General features: G+C 37.0%; 23 protein-coding genes. 1 reads left to right on the top strand and 22 read right to left on the bottom strand.

Annotated elements, in window-relative coordinates; translation table 11 throughout:
• Positions 1-220: 220 nt before the first annotated feature.
• The gene (locus HR057_RS14185) at positions 221-1,636 is read left to right on the top strand and encodes a sigma-54 interaction domain-containing protein (RefSeq protein WP_173732099.1); all 1,416 of its coding nucleotides are present in this window, start codon (positions 221-223) and stop codon (positions 1,634-1,636) included.
• Between the two features lie 173 nt (positions 1,637-1,809).
• Here the strand turns inward: HR057_RS14185 and HR057_RS14180 are convergent, their stop codons facing one another.
• The 22 genes from HR057_RS14180 to veg all read right to left on the bottom strand — a co-directional run bounded on the left by HR057_RS14180 (position 1,810) and on the right by veg (position 21,670).
• Complete coding sequence (locus tag HR057_RS14180; protein ID WP_173732098.1) at positions 1,810-1,995, bottom strand: hypothetical protein; 186 nt, start codon at positions 1,993-1,995, stop codon at positions 1,810-1,812.
• Between the two features lie 110 nt (positions 1,996-2,105).
• A complete protein-coding gene (gene nhaC, locus HR057_RS14175; RefSeq protein WP_173732097.1) occupies positions 2,106-3,533 on the bottom strand; it encodes a Na+/H+ antiporter NhaC in 1,428 nt (475 codons plus the stop codon).
• A 326-nt stretch (positions 3,534-3,859) separates the two neighbouring features.
• Positions 3,860-4,294 carry a S1 domain-containing RNA-binding protein gene (locus HR057_RS14170; RefSeq protein ID WP_173732096.1) on the bottom strand — a complete coding sequence of 145 codons (435 nt, stop codon included), beginning with the start codon at positions 4,292-4,294 and terminating at the stop codon, positions 3,860-3,862.
• 91 nt (positions 4,295-4,385) lie between these two features.
• A complete protein-coding gene (locus HR057_RS14165) occupies positions 4,386-4,751 on the bottom strand; it encodes an FtsB family cell division protein (protein ID WP_173732095.1) in 366 nt (121 codons plus the stop codon).
• A 16-nt stretch (positions 4,752-4,767) separates the two neighbouring features.
• Entirely contained in the window at positions 4,768-5,379 is a 612-nt protein-coding gene (yabQ, locus tag HR057_RS14160; RefSeq protein ID WP_173732094.1) for a spore cortex biosynthesis protein YabQ, read from the bottom strand.
• Positions 5,376-5,681 carry a sporulation protein YabP gene (yabP, locus tag HR057_RS14155; RefSeq protein ID WP_173732093.1) on the bottom strand — a complete coding sequence of 102 codons (306 nt, stop codon included), beginning with the start codon at positions 5,679-5,681 and terminating at the stop codon, positions 5,376-5,378. The genes yabQ and yabP overlap by 4 nt, the downstream gene beginning before the upstream one ends.
• A gap of 155 nt (positions 5,682-5,836) precedes the next feature.
• On the bottom strand, positions 5,837-6,139 hold the full coding sequence (locus tag HR057_RS14150; RefSeq protein ID WP_173732118.1) for an RNA-binding S4 domain-containing protein: 303 nt from the start codon (positions 6,137-6,139) through the stop codon (positions 5,837-5,839).
• A 59-nt stretch (positions 6,140-6,198) separates the two neighbouring features.
• Positions 6,199-7,665, bottom strand: coding sequence for a bifunctional methyltransferase/pyrophosphohydrolase YabN (yabN, locus tag HR057_RS14145; RefSeq protein ID WP_173732092.1), 1,467 nt, complete (start codon positions 7,663-7,665; stop codon positions 6,199-6,201).
• Positions 7,666-7,667: 2 nt separating this feature from the next.
• On the bottom strand, positions 7,668-9,305 hold the full coding sequence (locus tag HR057_RS14140; RefSeq protein WP_173732091.1) for a putative polysaccharide biosynthesis protein: 1,638 nt from the start codon (positions 9,303-9,305) through the stop codon (positions 7,668-7,670).
• A gap of 188 nt (positions 9,306-9,493) precedes the next feature.
• On the bottom strand, positions 9,494-10,033 hold the full coding sequence (gene spoVT / locus HR057_RS14135) for a stage V sporulation protein T (RefSeq protein WP_173732090.1): 540 nt from the start codon (positions 10,031-10,033) through the stop codon (positions 9,494-9,496).
• A 175-nt stretch (positions 10,034-10,208) separates the two neighbouring features.
• Positions 10,209-13,727 carry a transcription-repair coupling factor gene (mfd, locus tag HR057_RS14130; RefSeq protein WP_173732089.1) on the bottom strand — a complete coding sequence of 1,173 codons (3,519 nt, stop codon included), beginning with the start codon at positions 13,725-13,727 and terminating at the stop codon, positions 10,209-10,211.
• Positions 13,728-13,791: 64 nt separating this feature from the next.
• Positions 13,792-14,022, bottom strand: coding sequence for an anti-sigma-F factor Fin family protein (locus tag HR057_RS14125; RefSeq protein ID WP_173732088.1), 231 nt, complete (start codon positions 14,020-14,022; stop codon positions 13,792-13,794).
• 70 nt (positions 14,023-14,092) lie between these two features.
• The gene (gene pth / locus HR057_RS14120) at positions 14,093-14,656 is read right to left on the bottom strand and encodes an aminoacyl-tRNA hydrolase (RefSeq protein WP_173732087.1); all 564 of its coding nucleotides are present in this window, start codon (positions 14,654-14,656) and stop codon (positions 14,093-14,095) included.
• A gap of 78 nt (positions 14,657-14,734) precedes the next feature.
• Positions 14,735-15,352: a 50S ribosomal protein L25/general stress protein Ctc gene (locus HR057_RS14115; RefSeq protein WP_173732086.1), complete on the bottom strand. Its 618-nt coding sequence runs from the start codon at positions 15,350-15,352 to the stop codon at positions 14,735-14,737.
• A gap of 92 nt (positions 15,353-15,444) precedes the next feature.
• Positions 15,445-16,398, bottom strand: a complete 954-nt coding sequence (locus tag HR057_RS14110; protein ID WP_173732085.1) for a ribose-phosphate diphosphokinase — start codon at positions 16,396-16,398, stop codon at positions 15,445-15,447.
• Positions 16,399-16,428: 30 nt separating this feature from the next.
• Positions 16,429-17,796 (bottom strand): bifunctional UDP-N-acetylglucosamine diphosphorylase/glucosamine-1-phosphate N-acetyltransferase GlmU, encoded by a 1,368-nt coding sequence (glmU, locus tag HR057_RS14105; protein ID WP_173732084.1) that lies wholly within the window; start codon positions 17,794-17,796, stop codon positions 16,429-16,431.
• A gap of 518 nt (positions 17,797-18,314) precedes the next feature.
• Positions 18,315-18,608, bottom strand: a complete 294-nt coding sequence (gene spoVG / locus HR057_RS14100) for a septation regulator SpoVG (RefSeq protein WP_173732083.1) — start codon at positions 18,606-18,608, stop codon at positions 18,315-18,317.
• 135 nt (positions 18,609-18,743) lie between these two features.
• On the bottom strand, positions 18,744-19,118 hold the full coding sequence (locus HR057_RS14095) for a RidA family protein (RefSeq protein WP_173732082.1): 375 nt from the start codon (positions 19,116-19,118) through the stop codon (positions 18,744-18,746).
• Between the two features lie 2 nt (positions 19,119-19,120).
• The gene (purR, locus tag HR057_RS14090; protein WP_173732081.1) at positions 19,121-19,966 is read right to left on the bottom strand and encodes a pur operon repressor; all 846 of its coding nucleotides are present in this window, start codon (positions 19,964-19,966) and stop codon (positions 19,121-19,123) included.
• 58 nt (positions 19,967-20,024) lie between these two features.
• A complete protein-coding gene (gene ispE, locus HR057_RS14085; RefSeq protein ID WP_173732080.1) occupies positions 20,025-20,897 on the bottom strand; it encodes a 4-(cytidine 5'-diphospho)-2-C-methyl-D-erythritol kinase in 873 nt (290 codons plus the stop codon).
• 234 nt (positions 20,898-21,131) lie between these two features.
• The gene (locus tag HR057_RS14080) at positions 21,132-21,314 is read right to left on the bottom strand and encodes a small, acid-soluble spore protein, alpha/beta type (protein ID WP_173732079.1); all 183 of its coding nucleotides are present in this window, start codon (positions 21,312-21,314) and stop codon (positions 21,132-21,134) included.
• A gap of 86 nt (positions 21,315-21,400) precedes the next feature.
• Positions 21,401-21,670: a biofilm formation stimulator Veg gene (veg, locus tag HR057_RS14075; protein WP_173732078.1), complete on the bottom strand. Its 270-nt coding sequence runs from the start codon at positions 21,668-21,670 to the stop codon at positions 21,401-21,403.
• Between the last annotated feature and the right edge of the window lie 147 nt (positions 21,671-21,817).

Below are 21,817 nucleotides of genomic sequence, written 5' to 3'. Positions count from 1 at the left end.
TTACTGATCGTACTCATAATTTAATATATGCAAGAAATATGCCAACCTTGAACTATTGGTATATTAATCATTGGATGCAATATTTTTTTGCTTTTTATCAACATTAGAGCAAAAATTTTTTTCTTTATTATTTTGACTATAATAAATAAGTGCAAATTTTTCTTGCTCCTATTAGCTGTTTTGCTAAAATAATAGTAAATTTTATAAAGGGGACCCTTCTATGGCGGCTAAAAATAGTGGAACGATTCCTGTAAAAAATATATATTTCCAACGAATTCTCGATGAGATTGATGTAGGTATCCATGCGATTGACCAAAACGGAAAAACTATTATTTATAATCGGAAAATGAGCGAAATTGAAGGAATGCATATTGGAGATGTTCTTAATAAAAACCTTTTGGACGTTTTTTCTTTCAATCAAAACGAAGACAGTACACTTTTAGATGTTTTACAAAAAGGGCATGCGATAAAAAATGTTAAACAAACATACTTTAATATTCGCGGAAAAGAAATAACAACAATTAATAATACATTTCCGATTATTGAAGAGGGCAAAATCATCGGAGCCATTGAAATTGCCCGAGATATTACGAAGCTTGAAAAGCTTATTAGAGAAAATATGAATAAAAAAGGGAATACCCGTTATACATTTGATTCAATTATTGGAAAGAGCAAACAAATTCAAGAAGTGATTGAAGCAAGTAAAAGAGTGACGCGCACAAGCTCCTCTGTACTTATTGTCGGCGAGACCGGAACAGGAAAAGAATTGTTTGCTCAAAGCATTCATAACGGAAGTAACCGTTCGGGAAAACCTTTCATTTCTCAAAATTGTGCTGCTTTACCAGACAGTTTAATTGAAGGGTTGTTGTTCGGTACTAAAAAAGGAGCTTTTACTGGAGCAATTGAACGGCCTGGACTTTTTGAACAAGCTGAAGGCGGAACATTGCTTCTCGATGAGTTAAATTCCCTTAATCCCGCTTTACAAGCAAAGCTTTTACGAGTATTACAAGAAAAAACAGTACGGCGGATTGGTGATACGAAAGATCGTGAAATTGATGTCAGAATCATCGCAACGATTAATGAAGATCCATTCGAAGCCATTGCCCAAGGGAGGATTCGAAAAGACTTATATTATCGGCTAAGTGTTGTTTCCCTTTTTATACCGCCGCTCAGAGAAAGAAAAGAAGATATTCCTGAGCTTGTTCAATACTTTATTGATAAATACAACCAATTGTTTGGCATGAATGTGAAAGGTATTGATGATGAAGTTTTGAATATATTCCATCATTACGACTGGCCGGGCAATATTCGTGAACTGGAGCATATTATCGAAGGTGCCATGAATTTAATTGATCAGGAAGATCTCATTTCGTACATCCATTTGCCAATTCATTTCCGAAATAAAACACAATTGAAAAAAGAAGCAGATATTTTCTCTCAATCCAATCACTTGATTTCTCAAAAAGGAAAAAATATTAAACCATTGGATCAATATTTGAAAGAAGTCGAAACATATTACTTAACAAAAATTATGAAACATTATCAGTTTAATATTACAAAAGCAGCGGAAGCACTTGGCATGAGCCGCCAAAACTTGCAATACCGTCTTAAAAAATACAATATCAATAAAAAGTAAAAGTTCCATTATTATTACTTAATAGAAAAGGTTTAACTGGAAATTTAGCGCATAAAAAAAACTGGGTATGAAGCCCAGTTTTTTTCGTTGAATACGACATGGAACAACCTTTCCAAGTTTTGTACGATGTCCACTTTACATCCGTTTGCTCCAATTTCAACCTGCACGATCGATTAGTTAGGGGCAAACGCTAATTCACGCTTTGGCATGACATCAGCATCTTCGAAATCCGTAAAATAAATGACTTCGGATAAAATCTTGCAACCGGTCAGGTTGTCAAATTGTTTTTGAGCCTCCTCCTTGTTATCAAATTCGTACATCTTGATGCGGTCATGCGCATAAAGCGTTACAACCCACACAATCATTTCCCCCTTAAACAATTTTTACTTTCTAACCTCTACTATCATATGCAGGTATCAATACAAAATACTAAAAATAAAAAAATTTATAAAAGATTTATCTAAAAAGACTAAGAACTTACTCTCGTTTCTGCAATTTCATGTTCAATTTTCTCATCTTCACGTATATAGGCAATTTTAATTCCTAAGAAAGCAAAGATAATAGACAATATTGGTACGGTGAAATTTAAAATAGCATAAGGCGCATATTCAAATGGATGAACAGCGAGTGTTGATAAAATAAAAACACCGCACGTATTCCACGGAACTAACGCTGAAGTGACCGTACCGCCATCTTCTAAAGCACGGGAAAGATTTTTCGACTGAAGACCTTTTTCTTTAAACGCTTGAGCGTACATACGGCCAGGCAATAAAATTGAAATATACTGCTCGGCTGCCGTAATATTTGTTAAAAACGATGATACGACTGTAGTAGCAACAAGACTGCGTGCAGTTTTTGCCAGCTTCGAAATTTGAGCTACTATTGAACGGAGCATTCCGGTTCGTTCCATAACACCGCCAAAAGTCATGGCAACGATTGTAAGAGAAACAGTATACATCATATCATCAATACCGCCACGGTTTAAGAGACCATCAACTAATTCATTTCCTGTTTCAATTGAAAATCCGCCTTGCAATGTGTTCACCGCATCTGCAACAGAGCCGCCTTGAACAAAAACTTGGCAAAGCCAACCTAGCAATACCCCAACAATCAACGAAGGTAAGGCAGGAACTTTTAATGCAACTAAAACAATGATCAATACCGGAACAACAAGCAACCAAGGGGTTATAAAAAAGTTTTCATTTAATACATTCATCACTTCTAAAATCTTTTCATTGTTGAGTTCGCTTCCGCTATAATTTCTCCCTAAAATCCAATACACAACAAGGGCAATGACTAGGGCTGGTATCGTTGTGTAAAACATATGTTTTATATGCTCGAATAAATCCGTATTTGTAATTCCAGATGCCAAATTCGTTGTATCAGATAATGGTGACATTTTATCGCCAAAATAGGCACCAGAAATAATAGCACCTGCTATCATTGGCGCTGGAATTCCCATACTAATGCCAATCCCCATGCCGGCAACACCAATGGTTCCCATCGTTGACCAAGAACTTCCGATTGCTAAAGATACAATGGCACAAATGACACAAATGGACAAAAGGAACATCGAAGGGCTCAGAAACTTCAGACCATAATAAATCATCGTTGCGATAATTCCTCCGCCAATCCATGAACCAATGATCAAACCAACGATGATCACAATGACGATCGCTGGCAACGCCAATGTGATACCTTTATAAAACCCATCTTCAATTTCTTTCCACTTATACCCATATCTCCACGCAATGAAAGCGGATACAACTGCACCAACAATTAATGGAACATGCGGGCTTCCTTCAAATTTAATAATAGTAAAAGCCATTGTAATCATCATGACTAATAAAGGGATGATTGCAGCAGCAAAAGGTATATGTATTTCGTTTTTCTCCATAATCATTCCTCCTATAAATTTTCAAATATTTACTGTATTTCAACCTTTTTAATGCAAGGTTTATGCCAACATGGTAAAATATTTTAAATTTATAGAGGAAAATTGACCAATAAAATAATACAAGTCTTTTACCCAATCAATTATACTTTCCCTCTATGCAAAAAAAGTTGTCTACCGCTTAATATTTTTGCGCATAATATGAAAAAAATTTTTGCACTTTTTTCGTTTAAAAAACTAAAAAGCACCCAATCGGGTGCTTCATTTCTTTCGTATATATGATCTTGCCCTGATACAGACAGCAAGCATACTTTGAATAATTTTTGATATTAACCTCTACGCGCACCACGGCCGCCACGTTTTGATTCTGTATGGCGTTTTAATGATGCTAAGCGATCTTCACTATCTTTTAAGAAGCGAGCCATTTTTGACTCGAACGATTCGGCAGCACCACCACCGCGCTTTTCAGGTTTGAAATTTCGTGGGCGCTGTTGGCGTTGGGAATGTTCATTCACACCCGTTTCTGCCTGTTCTTTCGCTTTTTTAATAGATAAACCAATTTTACCATCTTTCTCAACATTTAAAACTTTTACAGTTACTTCATCGCCCACATGTAAGAAGTCGTTTATGTCTTTGACATAATTATCTGCAACTTCACTAATATGGACAAGACCTGTTGAGCCCTCTGGCAGCTCTACAAATGCGCCAAAATTGGTGATTCCTGTTACTTTTCCTTGTAACTTGCTGCCTACTTCAATTGACATAAAAAAAATGTTCCTCCTTGAATATAAACAAAATCATTTTATTTAATTATACTAAATTCAAAAATAACGGTCAATATTGTCAAATTGCCTCTTAAGGCAGCTTAAAAATAATCTCCCCTTCTTCAGATAAAAAATATTCACTTCTAGCAACTTTTGCGACATACTCCTCGTCATTCAGCTTTACAATTTCCGCACGATAATCCCTTTCTTGTTCTTTTAGTGACGAAAGCTCTTTTTCAAGCTTTATTTTTTCATTCATTTTTTCGTTAAGGATTTCCGATTGAGATAAGAGGACGGATCCAATTGTATAGCCGATGCCAAGAGCAAGAAGGCCGATAAATACAAGCCTGCGGTAAAGGCCGAGACGTTTCTTTTTCAAATCTTGCTGTTTTTTTATTTCTGCTTGGTTGTAGTTTTGATGTAATGCTGTAATTTTACGACTTCGGACTGGTTCCATCGAATTGGCTGCCCCCTTATTTACGGAAATTTTTCCACCATTTTACTATAATATTCTTCTTTGTAACATAAAAACCTTCTATTTTTTTAGAAAACATTTTGAACTTTTCTGGCACAAATCGCCATAATATTTTAAAAAACCACTTGATAGGTCGATAAATGATGTTGAAGAAGATGTGAAGAAGCTTCCATAAAAGCTTTCCTAACATTAGGAAAACATTTCCTATAAAAAGGACAATAGCTATTAAAAGTTTTATTAGTCCTCGAATTGGGCGTACAACAAAAAGCGTCAATAAACGTTTGATGAAAAAATACGTCCAAATCGATCCTTTTATTATCATTTCCAAAAATTTTAAATAAAGATTGCGGAATAGACTTTGATAGGCAGCATAGCCGCAAAGGATGGCCAAAATAATATAAAAACGAAGCTGTCCTTCATTCACAAGCAGAAGAATATAAAAAAAGAGTAAGGCCTGTACAATCCAAAATAATAAATCATATAGAAACAATACCCAAGAGGCGCGTTTAGGCCGCTTTAGGAAGCGACCATATGTATCCAATGCAACCCCTAGCCATCCTCCCATGATGATCATCGCAATCATCGTATGAAATTGAATGGCTAAACTCATTTGAACAACTTGCTAAAGAAACCTTTAGCTTTCTCCCCATGCTGATCATCAATATAAGTTAATGCGGAAATTCTCCCTTTAATAGCTACGACACCTTTATCAACGTCTAAATTTTTCATCTGCAAATTTTCACCGCGTATGACGAGAAAGCCCATCGTTGTTTCCAATAGAAATTCTTCATTATCAAAGCTTTCAACTTGCTTAATTCCTGATATTTCTAACGTTCGACGCCCTCTCATGATCACATCATGCTGAGGAGGTGTCCCTTTATTTGAAGATGTCATATCATAATAATGATCCATATCATACCCTCCTATCGTAAAAAATGTTTGAAGTAGTTGTAAAGAGACTTTTGTACCTTTCTTGAGTACATAAATCTTCTACTACACTATATGAGAGGAGCGCACGATTTAGACCAAGCTTAACAAAACAGAGACTCATAAAAAAAACCCTTTTTTTATAAAACAAAAGGGTTTTCTTCTTCACTTTCTTCTTCAACAGTGCTATCGATTTTTTCTTCTTTAATAACTGTATACATAGAAGCTGCATTCTCTTTTTTCGTCGTATCCTTTATTTCTTCCACTTTAACCGTAACTAATTTTTTGCCAAATCGAATTGTTAATTCATCGCCGACTTTCACGGTTGAACTTGCTTTCGCCCGATTTCCATTAATAGTAATTCTACCTTCATCAGCCACTTGCTTCGCTAATGTTCTCCGTTTGATGAGCCTTGATACTTTTAAAAATTTGTCCAAGCGCATCTCCATTTCAATGCCACGTCCTCTCTCTCATCCATTCATCTTAAAATTTTATCGCATTCCTAGCAATCATACTTTTTTGCCTCTTCCCAGATTGCATCCAATTCATCAAGCGACATTTCTGTAATGACTTGTCCATTTTCTTTCACTTTTTCTTCAATAAACCGGAATCGTTTATAAAATTTATTGTTCGTAAACCGTAGCGCTTCTTCAGGATCAATTTTATAAAATCTGGCCAAATTCACAAGTGCAAAAAGAATATCTCCAAATTCCTTCTTCATTTGCTCTTTCTCGTCACTAATAACCTCCTTTCGAAATTCATCGAGTTCTTCTTTTACTTTTTCCCACATCGGTTCAACATCTTGCCAATCAAAACCGACTTTTGCTGCCTTTTTCTGCAATTCATAAGCCCGATATAGACTTGGAAGTTCTTTCGGAATACCGTCTAAGATTGAAGCCTCTTCCTTGCCATTCTCCTTCTCGGTGCGCTTAATTTGCTCCCAATTTGTTACAACATCTTTGGCTGATTGTACCGTAACATCGCCAAAAACATGTGGATGACGGCGGATCATTTTTTCCGTAATAGCACGAATCACATCATTAATATTGAAATAGCCATCATCTTCACCAATTTGTGCATGAAGCATTACTTGCAAAAGAACATCGCCCAACTCTTCAATTAACAAATCAATATCACCATTGTCAATGGCATCCAACACTTCATACGTTTCTTCTACTAAATATTTTTTTAACGATTCATGAGTCTGTTCCCGATCCCAAGGACAGCCATTCGGTTCGCGAAGAGTTCTAATCACTTCACGCAATTTTTGAAAATCACCATAAACCAGCTCATCATCTTGAACAGGCGGCACATAAACGCTCGTTAAATTGTTGATTTCCACTTCCCGATCAAGTTCATATAATGGCAAGTGTTTAATCGTTTCACCCTTCGTTCCCGCTTGTGTCACTAGCACAACTTCATAATCATCCGGCAATCGTTCCATGAGGGTTAATTTTACTTCTGAGGCGATAAAACTGTCGTAAACTTGGCCGATAATAATATGCTGCCTTAAATTCAACTGACTTTCATGCAAATCGGTCCCGTCCAAAAACTGAAAACCTTCTATAGGGTCAATTTTCAGCGCCGTAAACATCGCATCAAAAAAACTTTGCCCACCTTCAATTGCCACATGATAACGATCCCCACGGGATCTCTCCAATAGCAATTTAACTGTTTTTTCGGCAACAAGCGGATGTCCTGGAACTGCATATGTAAGATCCGTTTCCTTTACTTTTTCTATTAGAGTTTCTACGATTTCCTCATAGACAACTTCAAAGCTATCATGTTTTTCATAAACTTTATCAAACGTTTCAAATTGAATACCTTCTTTTAACAAATCACTGACTACCGGATGGTCTTTTGTCCGCAAATAAAGATGCTGGGCATTTTTTAACTTCCGGTAAACACCGACTGAAAGCTGTTCTAAATCACCCGCTCCAAGCCCAAGAATCGTAATCGTATTTATCATTTTTACTCCTCCTTCAATAAACGCCGCTCTTTTCTTTTCATGATGAATACAAACTTTTCACCAAAAGGTAACATCCGTAATTCACTCTCTGTAAAAATGCCCATCTTCAAAATGGAATAAAGATATACCCATGCTCCCAAGAAAATGGCAGTTAAAGTTTCAACAGATGCTAGGAAACGATCGGTTGTAAGGCTTATTCCGAACAATTTATGAAATAAAATTTGGTAGCCAATTAAACAACAAACCATCCATGCACCAGCCAATAATGCTTTTATGAAATAAGATTTCAAGGATTGAATCTCCACCATATTTGACAGGTGCTTTATAAGCAACATCGCAATGACTAAAGAAGCGAGCACCGTTGCAGAGGCCGCTCCATACGTCCCGAACAGTGGTACAAACATATAATTAAGAAATAGTTTACAAATGACGCCAATGATAATACACAGTGCAGGTATGATACACGATCCTAACCCTTGAATAACCCCTGCAGCTGTCAATGCAAGTGAACAAAAGATGATTGTACATGCTAATATTGCCAATACATAAGACCCATTCATATCTGTATAGAGCATGAGATTGGCAGGTTTTATAATGGCCATTAACCCTAATGAAGCTCCAACGCCGGCAATAATGCAAATACGGAACGATAAATCAACTTTTTCTTTAATATTTTGAAAATCAGCTCGGACTTTAGCGCTTGAAATAAGCGGAACAACTGTTAATGACATAGATGCAGCCAACACCGTTCCTAATTGAATAAGTGGCTGGCCCCGATCAAAAATACCTTTAGCAATTTTTGCATCTGTCGCCGAAAAAAGTTTACTTTTAACCAATTGCGAATACAATGTCATGCTATCAGCGAGTTGTAATAATATTAATAACAGGCTGCTAATACAAATTGTTAAACCGTCCCGAGATAAAGTTTTAATTATCGATAAAGATGTGTATTTCATTACATTTCTCTTCGTACTTTGTTGAGGCTCATCTTTTTTTCTTTTTAGCCAATAAAAACATAATATAATCGCTCCACAACATGCACCGGCAATTGAACCGGCCACTGCTCCAGCCGCAGTCGTGTAAATCGATTGTCCATAGGCCACCAAAAAGTAAGTGATAAGCAAAATCGTCACAACGCGGACGAACTGGTCGACAAATTGTGAAATAGCTGTTGGACGCATATTATTGTGGCCTTGAAAATAACCTCTTATAACCGACACAATCGGAACAAACAAATATGTAAAAGCAACCGTTTTTATTGGAAGCGTCAAATGTTCATCCCCCATTAAGGAGGCAATTTTTTCCGCGTAAGTATAGAAAATGAAAAACAAGGCAATAAAGAGTAATGACAAAAAAATAAAGGAGACGAACAAAACCTTTCTTGCTTCTGCTTTGTTTGTTGGTGTCAATTCCGCTATTAATTTAGAAATGACTACAGGAAAACCATATGTAGATAAAATGAAAGCAACCCCGTAAAAAGGGTATACTTGCTGATATATGTAATAACCGATATCGCCAACGATGTTCTGAAATGGGATACGATAGACTGCGCTTAAAACTTTTATAATAATGCCGACAATTGTTAAAAGCAAAGCACTTTTTAATATATTTTTTCCCGTAAATGATTGATCGGCGTTCATAACCCTCTTCCTTTACCGTACACATTCAATGGAGGTATTATAACATATATTAGAAAAACACGTCATTTTCCCCAATGACAAATTATAATGTCTTTCTTAAAGTATAAAAAGGAGACAGCAACGCCGCCTCCTTTACGATTCTAAAAGTTATCTTCTGTAACAGTAATATACATAATGATGCAATATAATTATTGTTCCATTTGCCGTGCCAAAAAGCTTGATGCTGTTTCAGCCGCTTTTTGTTCGATTTCTCCTACAGGTTTTCCATCTCTAGATATAATGGTCACCGTTCCAATTGGGTCACCATTTGCAATAATCGGGCTGATGACAAAAGAGTTCACTTTTTCATCAATGCCATCAATAAATTCTACTTCTTTTTCTGTTGTTTCTAAATAAACTTGACGGTTTTCCATTGTCTTTTCAACAACTTGTCCAATGTTGCGATTTAAATATTCCTTCTTAGATCCTCCCGCAACTGCAATAAATGAATCCCTGTCGCTAATTAAAACCGTATGCCCTAAACTATCAAAAAGCGCTTCAGCATATTCTTTCGCAAAATCACTAAGTTCACTAATTGGTGAATATTTCTTTAAAATAACCTCTCCATCGCGATCAACGAAAATTTCAAGCGGGTCCCCTTCACGAATACGTAATGTTCTTCTTATCTCTTTCGGAATTACAACTCTTCCTAAATCATCAATTCGACGAACAATACCTGTTGCTTTCATTCTAGATGCCTCACTTTCATCTGATGATTGAAATTTATTGGTGATCTGGCTGTACAAATCCTTTGAATGAAGAAATCACCATTTTCTTGTGATTAGTATCTTACACCTTTTTAGTTCTATTCATCAGGAAAGTTAAATTTTTGCAAATGACAGGAAGGGAATGTTTTCCATCCCCTTAGCCTGTCACTTGTTCTTCTTTCATAGCAAGTTCTTTCAATAACTTTTCAATGAGATCTAACTGTTCCGCGCTAGATTTTCCATTTTGTTCAATAATAATTTTTAGCTTTTCACCTTCTTGACCGAGGCGAATATCTCTTACATATTTCGATGAAAGTTCAACCACTTTTCCAACGATTTCGGGTATGGCATCCATCAAAATCCAAATTTCTTGTTTCTTTTGAACAATCGACTCAACGCCGTTTGATTTCGCATATACTTTCAGTCTTGTTATCTGGAATAAATATTCTACTTCTTTAGGGAAATCACCAAAACGGTCAATCATTTCATCTTGCAAGTCTGCAATATCTTCCAAACTATCGAGCGCTCGGAATCGTTTATACATATCAATTTTTTGTTTTTCATCTTGAATATATTCAGATGGAATATAGGCATCTATATCAAGATTAATTTCAACATCTCGTGAAATTTTTTCTTTCGGCATACCTTTTCTTTCTTCGATGGCTTCTTTAAGCATTTGTGAATAGAGATCAAAACCTACTGAATCGATAAAACCATGCTGTTCAGCTCCCAAAAGATTACCGGCACCACGAATCGAGAGGTCGCGCATTGCAATCTTAAAGCCGGATCCTAATTCTGTAAACTCCTTGATCGCTTGCAATCGTTTTTCAGCAACCTCCGTCAACACTTTATCTTTCTGATAAGTAAAATAAGCATAAGCAACTCGGTTAGAACGGCCAACACGACCCCTGAGCTGATAAAGCTGAGAAAGACCCATCTTATCAGCATCATACACGATTAATGTATTAACATTTGGAATATCAACACCTGTTTCAATAATCGTCGTGCTGACAAGTACATCATATTCACCTTCTATAAATGATAAAATAACAGATTCCAATTCATTTTCATCCATTTGGCCGTGGGCATACGTAATTCTGGCATCAGGAACGAGCATTGAAATTTCTTCAGCTTTTCGTTCAATGTCGTCTACACGATTGTAAAGGAAATAAACTTGGCCATCTCGTGCTAGTTCTCTTTCAATTGCTTCCCTCACTAACGCCGGATTGTATTCTACAACATACGTTTGAATAGGAAAGCGATTTTCAGGCGGTGTTTCAATGACAGATAAATCTCTTACGCCAATCATTGACATATGAAGCGTCCTTGGAATCGGCGTTGCCGTCAATGTCAGCACATCAACATTAGCCTTTAGCTTTTTAATTTTTTCTTTGTGGGTTACGCCAAATCGTTGTTCTTCGTCAATAACTAGTAAGCCTAAATCATGGAAAACAACGTCTTTTGACAAGAGACGGTGCGTACCTACGACAACATCAATTGTTCCATCTTTAATCCCTTTAACCGTTTCCTGTTGCTGTTTTCTCGTCCGAAAACGACTAAGAATACCCACTTCGATCGGAAATCCTTGAAAACGCTCACGCATTGTTTCATAGTGTTGTTGGGCCAAAATCGTTGTAGGTACTAAAAAGGCCACTTGTTTTCCGTCCATTACTGCTTTAAAGATCGCCCGAATAGCAACTTCTGTTTTCCCATAGCCAACATCTCCACATAGAAGACGATCCATCGGTCGATCGCTTTCCATATCTCGTTTAATTTCTTCAATACAGCGTAGCTGGTCTTCTGTTTCTTGATATGGGAATGAAGCCTCCAATTCGCGTTGCAATTCAGTATCTTTTGAAAAAGCATAACCTTTGGAAGCCTGTCTCTCTGCATAAAGTTTTATTAAATCATCAGCAATATTTTGCACCGATTTTTGAACTTTATTTTTTACCTTCTTCCAATCATTGCCGCCAAGCTTATATAATTTTGGTTCTTTTCCTTCTGAAGCGACATATTTTTGAACTTGATCAATTTGTTCAACAGGCACATAAAGCTTGTCATTTCCTAAATAACGCAAATGCAAGTAATCTTTATGAACACCGTTAATTTCCAATGTTTCAATTCCTAAGTATTTCCCAATTCCATGATTAACATGAACGACATAATCGCCCACTTTTAATTCGGAATAACTTTTAATTCGCTCCGCATTGGAAAGTTTCTGTTTGCGTGGTGTTTTTTTCGCTTTTTTCTTAAAAAGTTCCTCTTCGGTAATAACAGCAAAATGCTGCATTGGCAATTCGAAACCGCTGCTTAAATCACCTTGCAAAATTTGGAACCTTGTCGTTGATAAATCAGCATCATTGGAAATTGCTTCTGCTTCAATTCCATAGTCTGCTAAAACATTACCTAGTTTTTTAACACGCTCTTCATTGGCAGCCAAGAAAACGACTGCATACTTTCCTTTTTTCCATCTTTCTAATTCACCTTTTAGCAAATCCATTTGTCCATGGAAATTTTGCATCGTTTTACAAGTAAAATTAATGATATTTTCTGGATGGGTATGCGGCACATGTCGTAGGAATAAAGATAAATAGAGTATTGGCTGCTTAGTTTTTCCTAATAAATCTTGAAAATGGTGGTGCAAAGACAAATCAACGATTAAATCTCCTCGTTGAATCAGTGCCAACTGCCATTCCGCTTCTTCCTTATCCAGATTTTGAGACATTTCTTGGATCCGGCTGATTTCATCCATCACAACAAGACTGCCATTCGGCAAATAATCTAGTAAACTAGCTGGCTTTTCATAATAGAGCGCCATATACTTGTACATTTCCTCAAAAGATTGGCCTCTTTTTAATTGTTCAATTTCATAGCTTATTTTCTCTGAAAGGGCTTCCCTCGCCTTTTGGTCTGAAACTTTTTTCAAGCTTTTTGCTAATCCAAGTTCCAGTTGGGCCGCTCCTCTCTCATAGTGTTCATCTAACAATAGGACTTCCGTAGCCGGACCGATGGAAATTTCGTTAATTTTTTCCAATGAACGCTGAACTTCAATATCAAAATAACGGATCGAATCAATTTCTGTATCAAAAAGCTCAATTCTGAGCGGTTGCTCAACTGTTAATGGATAAATATCTATAATTCCGCCTCGGATGCTAAATTCCCCAGGCGTTGACACCATTGAAGTTCGAACATATCCCATTTGGATGAGCTTTTGTAAAAATGTGTCCAATTGAATCTCATCGCCGACTTTTAAGTGAACCTGGTTCATCATCCATAATTCTTTTGGAGGTAAAATTCTCCTTAAGCCAGCAACCGGAGCAATAATGATGCCGTTATTGGCTTTGCACAAATAATTTAACGCATCAATCCGTTGCCCCTTCAGCTCTGGACTTGCAACGGCAATTTCCGCTGCAATTAGCTCATTGACAGGATATAAATAAATCTCATCATCACCGAGTATCTCAACTAAGTCATCATACATTTTTTGCGCTTGATAAAGATTATGCGTAACAATAAGCTGCGGCCGCTTCATTTCTTTATACAAAGCGGCAATAAATAAAGCTCTTGCCGATCCTGATAAACCGGCAACTAATTGTTCCCTAAGACCTTCAATAAACCCACTAGCAACCGTTTTTACTTCACCGTTCTTTAAAAAATATGATAACAACCTTATCATAATTGTCCCCCCCCGCTTAGAGCAAACAGAAAAACGCTTTGGTTTTCACCAAAGCCACTTTTTTCTATTGTATAAATGTATGCAATGAGTGAAAGTCTGGATTTCTCTCAAGCGCCTCTTGGCAATCTTCACAAATGGATTTAACAATTATATTACCATCGGAATCATAATTTATCATCTCTAAACGCTCTTCTTCACTTAATAGATGAAATCCAAGGCTTCTTGCATCAATCATATCTGAATCAACATCGCCAATATGAACTTGACAATGCCTGCAAAAATAGCGAATAGGCATAGGAAACCTCCTTAAAGTTACCTTTACACTTTATTATGTTCACCTTAAGGGGTTTCTATACTTTTCCATTTTACTGTTGGTTAAATTCATTCATGACTTCTAAAAATGTCTTTGAAAGCCATGTTTCACAAGCATTAGCCGCTTTTTTTACCGCTTCATCAATCACCGGTCTTTCCTCTTCTGAAAAGGAACTTAATACATAGTCCGTTACAGCCATGCCCGCTTTTGGACGATCAATGCCAATTCGGATTCGTTTGAATTCTTGAGTTCCTAAATGTTGAATCGTTGATTTAATACCGTTATGGCCGCCTGCACTCCCTTTCATGCGCAAACGTATCTTCCCAATCGGCAAATCAAGGTCATCGTAAATGACGATTAAATCTTCTATATCAATATCATAATAGTCAAGAAGAGGCCGAATTGACTCCCCTGATAAATTCATATATGTAAGCGGCTTTAATAATATGACTTTTTCGCCGCCAACCACCCCAACACCATAAAGACCTTTAAATTTTTCTTTATTTAATGGAATATTCCATCGTTTTGATAGTTCGTCAATAACCATAAAACCAACATTATGCCTTGTTTTTTCATAATTTTTCCCTGGATTCCCCAAACCGACAATATATTTCAATCTCCGTTCCCTCTCTTACTATAACTATATAATAAAAGCTCAAAAGACGTAACCATTTTATGGCTACGCCTTCTTATGTTATTTTTCTTCGCCAGTATCTTTTGCTTCACCTTCGTCTTGTACTTCACCTGAGCCGACTACAGCTTCAACTTTTGGCGGAAGGATTGACGCAATAACCGTATTTTCATCTTCAAGAATTGTATAATTTCCATCAACTTTAATATCGCCAACTGTGATTGTATCACCGATATTGTATTGAGAAACATCGATTTCAATCTTTTCAGGTATATCAGTAGGCAGACAGCGAACTGCCACTTTAAACAATGGTTGCTGTAATGTGCCACCTTCTTTTACACCTTGTGCTTCACCAACTAAGTTAACGATTACGTCTACCTCCACTTCGGAAGACATGTTCACTACAAAAAAGTCGGCATGTACAACTTCTCCATTAAGTGGATTGACTTGTACATCTTGAAGCATGACAGACTCCGGCTGTTCATTTTCAATTTGAAGTTGTATTATTCCGTTTCTGCCGGATTTTCTGACCGTTTTCATGAATTCAAGCAAATCGCAATAAATATGCTTAGGAGGCTTGTCTTTTCCGTAAACAACAGCGGGGATTTTTCCGCTGTGTCTAAGTTTTGTCAGCGCAGACCTTCTTAAATCTTCCCTTTTCTTTGCAGCAATTGTAGACAAGAATAATCACCTTCTTCATCGAATTTTTATTCCTATCTAACAATTTCTCCAAAAATCAAGGAAAAAAAACTTAAGAAAGTTAAAATATCGAATTAATCAAATAAAGTGCTGACAGATTGCTCTTCGTGAACGCGAATAATCGCTTCACTAATTAATGGTGCAACCGATAATTCGACAAGCTTCGGAATTTTCTTTTCCTCTGGAATAGCGATTGTATTTGTAACTACAAGCTCTTTAATTTTTGAATTCATAATTCGCTCCATTGCTGGACCAGATAAAACTGGGTGAGTGCAGCATGCATAAACTTCTTTTGCCCCATGTTCAACGAGCGCATTTGCAGCAAGTGTAATGGTACCAGCTGTATCAATAATATCATCAATAAGAATTGCTGTTTTCCCTTCAATGTTACCTACAATGTTCATAACTTCAGCAACATTTGGACGTGGACGGCGCTTATCAATGATTGCAATTGGCGCTTTCAAGCGGTCTGCCATTTTTCTTGCTCTTGTTACACCGCCATGGTCAGGAGAAACGACAACAATATCGTCTAAATTTTTCTGTTTAAAGTATTCTGTTAAAATAGGTACACCCATTAAGTGATCCACTTGGATATCAAAAAATCCTTGAATTTGCGGAGCATGAAGATCAAGTAAAATAACGCGTGTTGCTCCTGCTGTTTCAAGCAAGTTTGCCACAAGTTTAGCAGTAATTGGTTCACGAGCACGGGCTTTACGATCTTGACGCGCATAACCGTAATATGGCATCACAACGTTAATTGTTTTTGCAGATGCCCGTTTCAAAGCATCAACCATAATCAATAGTTCCATTAAATGTTCATTCACCGGTGAACTCGTTGACTGGATTACATAAACATCACAGCCACGGATACTTTCTTCAATGTTTATTTGTACTTCCCCGTCGCTAAAGCGAGAAACTGAACATTTTCCCATTTCAATTCCGATATGCTCAACAATCTCTTGGGCTAGAACAGGATTTGAATTTAAAGCAAACACTTTTAAATTTGGGTCCAGATATTGATTTGGCATTTTAATAAGAAACCTCCATCAAAATTTTAATTATTTATTATTCTTTTTTTCCATATATCCAACTTTATTCGTTTGCCGCATTCGGGCGATCGATAAGCTGCCTTCCGGAACATCATCTGTAATCGTAGATCCGGCAGCGATATAAGAACCTTTGCCGATTTTTACTGGCGCTATTAAATTGGAATTGCAGCCAACAAAAGCATGATCTTCTATAATCGTTAGATGCTTTTTCTCACCGTCATAATTAACTGTTATAGATCCACAACCGAGGTTTACATCTTTGCCAACTTCTGCGTCCCCGATATAACTTAGATGAGAAGCTTTGCTGCCTGTTCCAAGCACCGATTTCTTTATCTCAACAAAGTTTCCAATTTTAACTTTATCACCTAATGTAGACTGTGGTCTGATATGTGCAAATGGTCCAATGTTCACATCGTTTCCAATTTCGCTATCAAACGCTGCTGAATGGCGGATTACAGTCCTGTCGCCGACTTTGCAATTTTCAATTTCACTATTTGGTCCGATAATACATTCCGAGCCGATGATCGTTTTTCCTTTTATCATCGTTCCTGGATAAATAACCGAATCACGGCCAATCATTGCATCTGCTGAAATATAAGTGCAAGCTGGGTCAATAATGGTTACTCCATTTTTCATATGTAATCGATTGATTCGCATTTTCATAATATTCTCAGCCTCAGCAAGTGCAACCCGGTCATTAACCCCTAATGTCTCTTCAATATCATCTGTTTGATAAGCGGAAATTGTTTCGCCCTTATTTTTCAAAATTTCAATGACATCTGGCAAATAATATTCTCCTTGCGCATTATCATTATTTACTTCTTTAAGGGCTTGAAATAGCGCCTTATTGTCAAAGCAATAAGTTCCAGTATTAATCTCTTTCACTTTTAATTCCGCTTCATTCGCATCTTTATGTTCAACAATTTTTTCAACAAGACCATTTTCATTGCGGATCACTCGGCCATAACCAGTTGGATCGTTGGAAATAGCCGTTAAGATCGTCGCTTTTGCCTTTGTTTTCGCATGATGCTCCATGAGCGCCATCATTGTTTCGGGTGTAATTAACGGTGTATCTCCACAAATGACAAGGGTCGTTCCTTCTTCCTCTCCAAGTAAAGCTTCCGCTTGCCTTACCGCATGGGCAGTGCCAAGCTGTTCCTCTTGGAGGGCATATTCACATTTATTCCCTAAATACTCCTTTACCTTTTCAGCTCCATGACCTATAATAGTCACAACTCTTTTCATTTCCAATTTAGCAACATGGTCAATGACATGTTCTACCATTGGTTTCCCACATACAGGATGAAGAACTTTATAAAGTTTGGATTTCATCCTTGTTCCTTGACCAGCAGCCAAAATTATGGCATAACGATTCATTGAAAACCCCCACTTGGTCCCTTATTTACCAACTTCGAATATATCGCAAAAAAGGGTGTTTTTCAACATTTCCTACAAATTTGCCTTTTTTTTCATGAAAAAAGCTTGAAGTATGCGGACATCAATGGTAGCGAATTGGTTTAACTTATTGTGCTGTGAACACAATATCAAGAGGTTAATACTCTAACATTCCCCTATATACTCTCTTTGAAAATAGAGGTAGGCATTAGATTGTCTCTGTTTTTTTATCTTATGGAACACTTGCTTCTTTAATAAATTCATAATTTTATCTACTTTTGTCTGTAATTGTCCCATTGAACAATGTGTGTGTTTTTACCTTTATACAATTTCCAAGAGCAAGAATGAAAATGATCTCTCCATAAAAAATCACTGTTATACCTATTGATCGTAATGCAACAAACTAATTCAGTTTTCATAGTGTTCCCTCCAAACAGGAACAAAAACGATATGAGTCAAAAAGCCCAACCATTTTTCTGGTTGGGCTTTAACATTTAATATTAGGATGCTCCGGCCTCTTCATATTGCACTTCATCAAGCTCACCTAAACGATGATACTCGGCCAATACAGCATCTTGAATTTTTCCACGAGTAGTAGAATTAATAGGATGAGCAATATCACGGAATTCTCCATCTGGAGTTCGTTTACTTGGCATTGCCACAAATAAACCGTTATTCCCATCAATCACTCTAATATCATGAACAACAAATTCATGATCAAGCGTGATGGAGGCGATGGCTCTCATGCGTCCTTCGGTGTTCACACGGCGTAATCTTACGTCAGTCACTTCCATCAGTATCACCACCTTTTTCCTGAATAAAAACATATTACCAATAATTCAACAAATTTTTTTTAATTCCTTCCTGTTCACAAAAAATTTACAAAAAAAATCCAACTTTCAGAATAAAGTTGGATTTTTTGTGAACATTTATTTTACTAAGGCAACCACTTCAATCTCCACTAAAGCATCTTTTGGCAATCTAGCCACTTCAACGCAAGATCTTGCTGGTTTATGGTCTGTAAAGTATTGAGCATACACTTCGTTTAACTTAGAGAAATCATTCATATCTTTAATAAACACTGTCGTTTTAATGACTGTGTCCAAAGATGCACCTGCTTCTTTTAGTACAGCTTTTAAGTTCGCAAATACTTGATGTGTTTGAGCTTCAATATCGCCTTCAACCATTTTTCCTTCTGGTGTTAGAGGGATTTGGCCAGAGCTATAAAATAAATTATTGACAATAATCCCTTGAGAATATGGTCCAATTGCCGCTGGCGCCTCGTTTGTATGAATAGCACGCATATTTAATCCTCCTCTATTTGTAAAGGTTTTATAAATTGAAAATAATTTCCTTCTTCTACTTTTATTTGTTTTTCTTTGACATTGACCTCTGATAAGCGAATCAACGAAATATATTCATCCACTAGCCGCTCATCCGTATCTTCTGCTTCCACTAATACCCCAATGCCAGCTACTGTTGCTTTAAATTCTTCCAATAAGCTGATCATACCGTTGATCGTTCCACCAGCTTTCATAAAATCATCAACGATCAAAACATGGGATCCCTCAGCTAAGCTTCTCCGTGCAAGCACCATATTTTGAATTCTTTTCGTTGAGCCTGAAACATAATTAATGCTTACCGTTGATCCTTCCGTCACTTTGCTATCGCGCCGAACAATAACGACTGGTACACCTAAGTAAGAAGCAACTGCGTAGGCAATCGGAATTCCTTTCGTTGCCACGGTCATCACAACATCGATCTTTCGTTCCGCAAAAACTGAAGCAAATAACCGACCTATTTTATTTACGATGCGGGGATTCCCTAAAATATCATTTAAGTATAGATAACCGCCAGGAAGTAAACGATCAGACATGGAAAGCAGCTCTAATAGCTCACCGATCACCCGATGAGCCTCTTTTTCGGATGCATGCGGAATAAATTGAACCCCGCCAGCTGCTCCAGGTATTGTATATAAAGAGCCAATTCCTTGCTCTTCAAAAGTTTGCTTAATAATTCCTAAATCTTCACTAATTGAAGATTTTGCAGCCCCATAACGTTCAGCAAAAAATGTTAATGATACTAAATGGCGAGGATGATCGAGCAAGTAGCTTGTCATGTCTACCAATCTTCCGCTCCGCCTTACTTTCATTCGTGTACACCCCCTAAATCCGAATGTTTTATAGTTACTATACCACTTTTATACGGATTTAATCAAGGTGCCTCTTTCCTAACAACCGAACGGCATACACTTGGTCACAAAAGCCCCTTAATCCGTTATAAATTCGCTGCAGCCGTGACTGATATTGAACGAGGCCATAAACGGTCGGTCCGCTTCCGCTCATTAATACGGCATCTGCTCCAAAACGCTCCATTTTCGTTTTAATATTGTGAACTTCAGGATACATTTGAAGCGTTACACTTTCTAAAACATTTCCGACATTTTTGCAAATTCCATGAAAATCTTGGTTGCAAATTGCATCAATCATAGCTTCCGTATTCGGGTGTTTAATATTTTCTAATTTCAAATTTCGGTAAACCTCCGCTGTGGAGACACCAATCGTTGGTTTTGCTAATATAACCCAGCAAGGCGGCGGGGCAGGAAGATGTTCAATTTTTTCGCCACGCCCTGTTGCAAGAGCTGTTCCACCATAGACGCAAAAAGAAACATCAGAACCAATTTGCGCACCGAGTTCCGCCAATTCGTCGATGGAAAGCCCCAAGTTCCACAATTTATTTAATCCTCGAAGCGTTGCTGCTGCATCGCTGCTTCCTCCAGCTAATCCCGCAGCAACAGGAATCATTTTGAGAATAGAAATATATACGCCTTTTTTTACGTTATACCTTTCTTTTAAAAGCTTTGCTGCCTGATAAGCCAAATTTCGTTCATCATCCGGAACAAACCGGTTTTGGGAGGCAATTTTTATTTTATCTTCATTCAACTCCGCAAGCTCAATCCGATCGGCCAAATCGATGGTTGTCATAATCATTTTTACTTCATGATATCCGTCGTCTCTTTTATGCAAAACATCAAGAGATAAATTAATTTTGGCTGGCGCTTTTATGAGTATTCGTTTCTCCATTTTTCCACCTACTTCTTCCAAATACGCCTTATTATACTATTTACTGCTGATTATTGTACCATAAACATTCATTATAACCATTTTTAAAATTAGAAAAACACGTAAATTGCCCACAATGGCAAATTACGATGTAACAATTTATCCTTTTTTTAAGTAATAAAAAAAACCGGAGCTTGTATAAAGCTCCGGTCATCGCAGTGTTTTATTAGTAAAGAACTTTCTTTGGCTACGATTTTACTGTTTCTGTTGGTTCAACAAACTTTGCTGCGCAATTTCAACAGCACGTTTTACCATACTTCCGGCTTGTCTAGCGGTAATTCCGCCCCAGCCTTCCCTTTGAACAGTATCGTAAAATCCAAGTTCCTTTGCAAGTTCCTCTTTAAATTGCTGCGACATGATTCCTCTTCTTCTGCCCAATCATAATCGCCTCCTAAACACTGCGATACTTTTAGTATGTATAAATGTATATTCAATATGTAAAATAAAAGACAGTAAACATTTGTTTACTGTCCATTTATTGCAACATTCCCTGTATTATCATCTAAAAAAGTTAATTCTACTGTTTCCGTTAAAACATCTGCATAACTATAGGAGACCCGTTCAAACGAATTTTCATGTTGATCCAACTCAATAATAAATACTGAAGGATACGTTTCTGCTAAGATTCCAGATCTTTCAATCGTTTTGCGACGGCCACCATTTGCTCTAAGCGTTAGGCGTTTCCCAAGATTATTATCAAGAGTACGTTTAATCTCTGACAAAGTTTTTCCCATTCGCTCCACCTCACTATGTATAGTGTACCACAAAGCAAAACTATAGTCAAATCAAAATTAAAATTATATCAGTGGCCCCTTTTTACTGTCAATGGGTATATCAACAATTATTTTTTATTTTTTTTTACATCTATTATTTTACCACCG

The sequence above is a fragment of the Calidifontibacillus erzurumensis genome, from assembly GCF_013303125.1.
GTDB lineage: Bacteria > Bacillota > Bacilli > Bacillales > Bacillaceae_J > Calidifontibacillus > Calidifontibacillus erzurumensis.
This window is presented reverse-complemented; position numbering and strand designations above follow the sequence as displayed.

What these genes read in the sequence shown, in the direction of transcription:
- HR057_RS14110 (WP_173732085.1), bottom strand. Translation starts at nt 16,398, where the DNA reads ATGCCAAATCAATATCTGGACCCAAATTTAAAAGTGTTTGCTTTAAAT.
- yabP (WP_173732093.1), bottom strand. Translation starts at nt 5,681, where the DNA reads ATGGATCATTATTATGATATGACATCTTCAAATAAAGGGACACCTCCT.
- HR057_RS14095 (WP_173732082.1), bottom strand. Translation starts at nt 19,118, where the DNA reads ATGCGTGCTATTCATACAAACGAGGCGCCAGCGGCAATTGGACCATAT.
- spoVT (WP_173732090.1), bottom strand. Translation starts at nt 10,033, where the DNA reads ATGAAAGCAACAGGTATTGTTCGTCGAATTGATGATTTAGGAAGAGTT.
- HR057_RS14140 (WP_173732091.1), bottom strand. Translation starts at nt 9,305, where the DNA reads ATGAACGCCGATCAATCATTTACGGGAAAAAATATATTAAAAAGTGCT.
- mfd (WP_173732089.1), bottom strand. Translation starts at nt 13,727, where the DNA reads ATGATAAGGTTGTTATCATATTTTTTAAAGAACGGTGAAGTAAAAACG.
- purR (WP_173732081.1), bottom strand. Translation starts at nt 19,966, where the DNA reads ATGAAAGTAAGGCGGAGCGGAAGATTGGTAGACATGACAAGCTACTTG.
- HR057_RS14185 (WP_173732099.1), top strand. Translation starts at nt 221, where the DNA reads ATGGCGGCTAAAAATAGTGGAACGATTCCTGTAAAAAATATATATTTC.
- HR057_RS14150 (WP_173732118.1), bottom strand. Translation starts at nt 6,139, where the DNA reads ATGCGCTTGGACAAATTTTTAAAAGTATCAAGGCTCATCAAACGGAGA.
- yabQ (WP_173732094.1), bottom strand. Translation starts at nt 5,379, where the DNA reads ATGAGTTTAGCCATTCAATTTCATACGATGATTGCGATGATCATCATG.
- HR057_RS14125 (WP_173732088.1), bottom strand. Translation starts at nt 14,022, where the DNA reads ATGCCTATTCGCTATTTTTGCAGGCATTGTCAAGTTCATATTGGCGAT.
- ispE (WP_173732080.1), bottom strand. Translation starts at nt 20,897, where the DNA reads ATGGAGAAACGAATACTCATAAAAGCGCCAGCCAAAATTAATTTATCT.
- glmU (WP_173732084.1), bottom strand. Translation starts at nt 17,796, where the DNA reads ATGAATCGTTATGCCATAATTTTGGCTGCTGGTCAAGGAACAAGGATG.
- veg (WP_173732078.1), bottom strand. Translation starts at nt 21,670, where the DNA reads ATGGGAAAAACTTTGTCAGAGATTAAACGTACTCTTGATAATAATCTT.
- nhaC (WP_173732097.1), bottom strand. Translation starts at nt 3,533, where the DNA reads ATGGAGAAAAACGAAATACATATACCTTTTGCTGCTGCAATCATCCCT.
- HR057_RS14170 (WP_173732096.1), bottom strand. Translation starts at nt 4,294, where the DNA reads ATGTCAATTGAAGTAGGCAGCAAGTTACAAGGAAAAGTAACAGGAATC.
- spoVG (WP_173732083.1), bottom strand. Translation starts at nt 18,608, where the DNA reads ATGGAAGTGACTGACGTAAGATTACGCCGTGTGAACACCGAAGGACGC.
- HR057_RS14165 (WP_173732095.1), bottom strand. Translation starts at nt 4,751, where the DNA reads ATGGAACCAGTCCGAAGTCGTAAAATTACAGCATTACATCAAAACTAC.
- yabN (WP_173732092.1), bottom strand. Translation starts at nt 7,665, where the DNA reads ATGATAAATACGATTACGATTCTTGGGCTTGGAGCGGGTGATTTAGAA.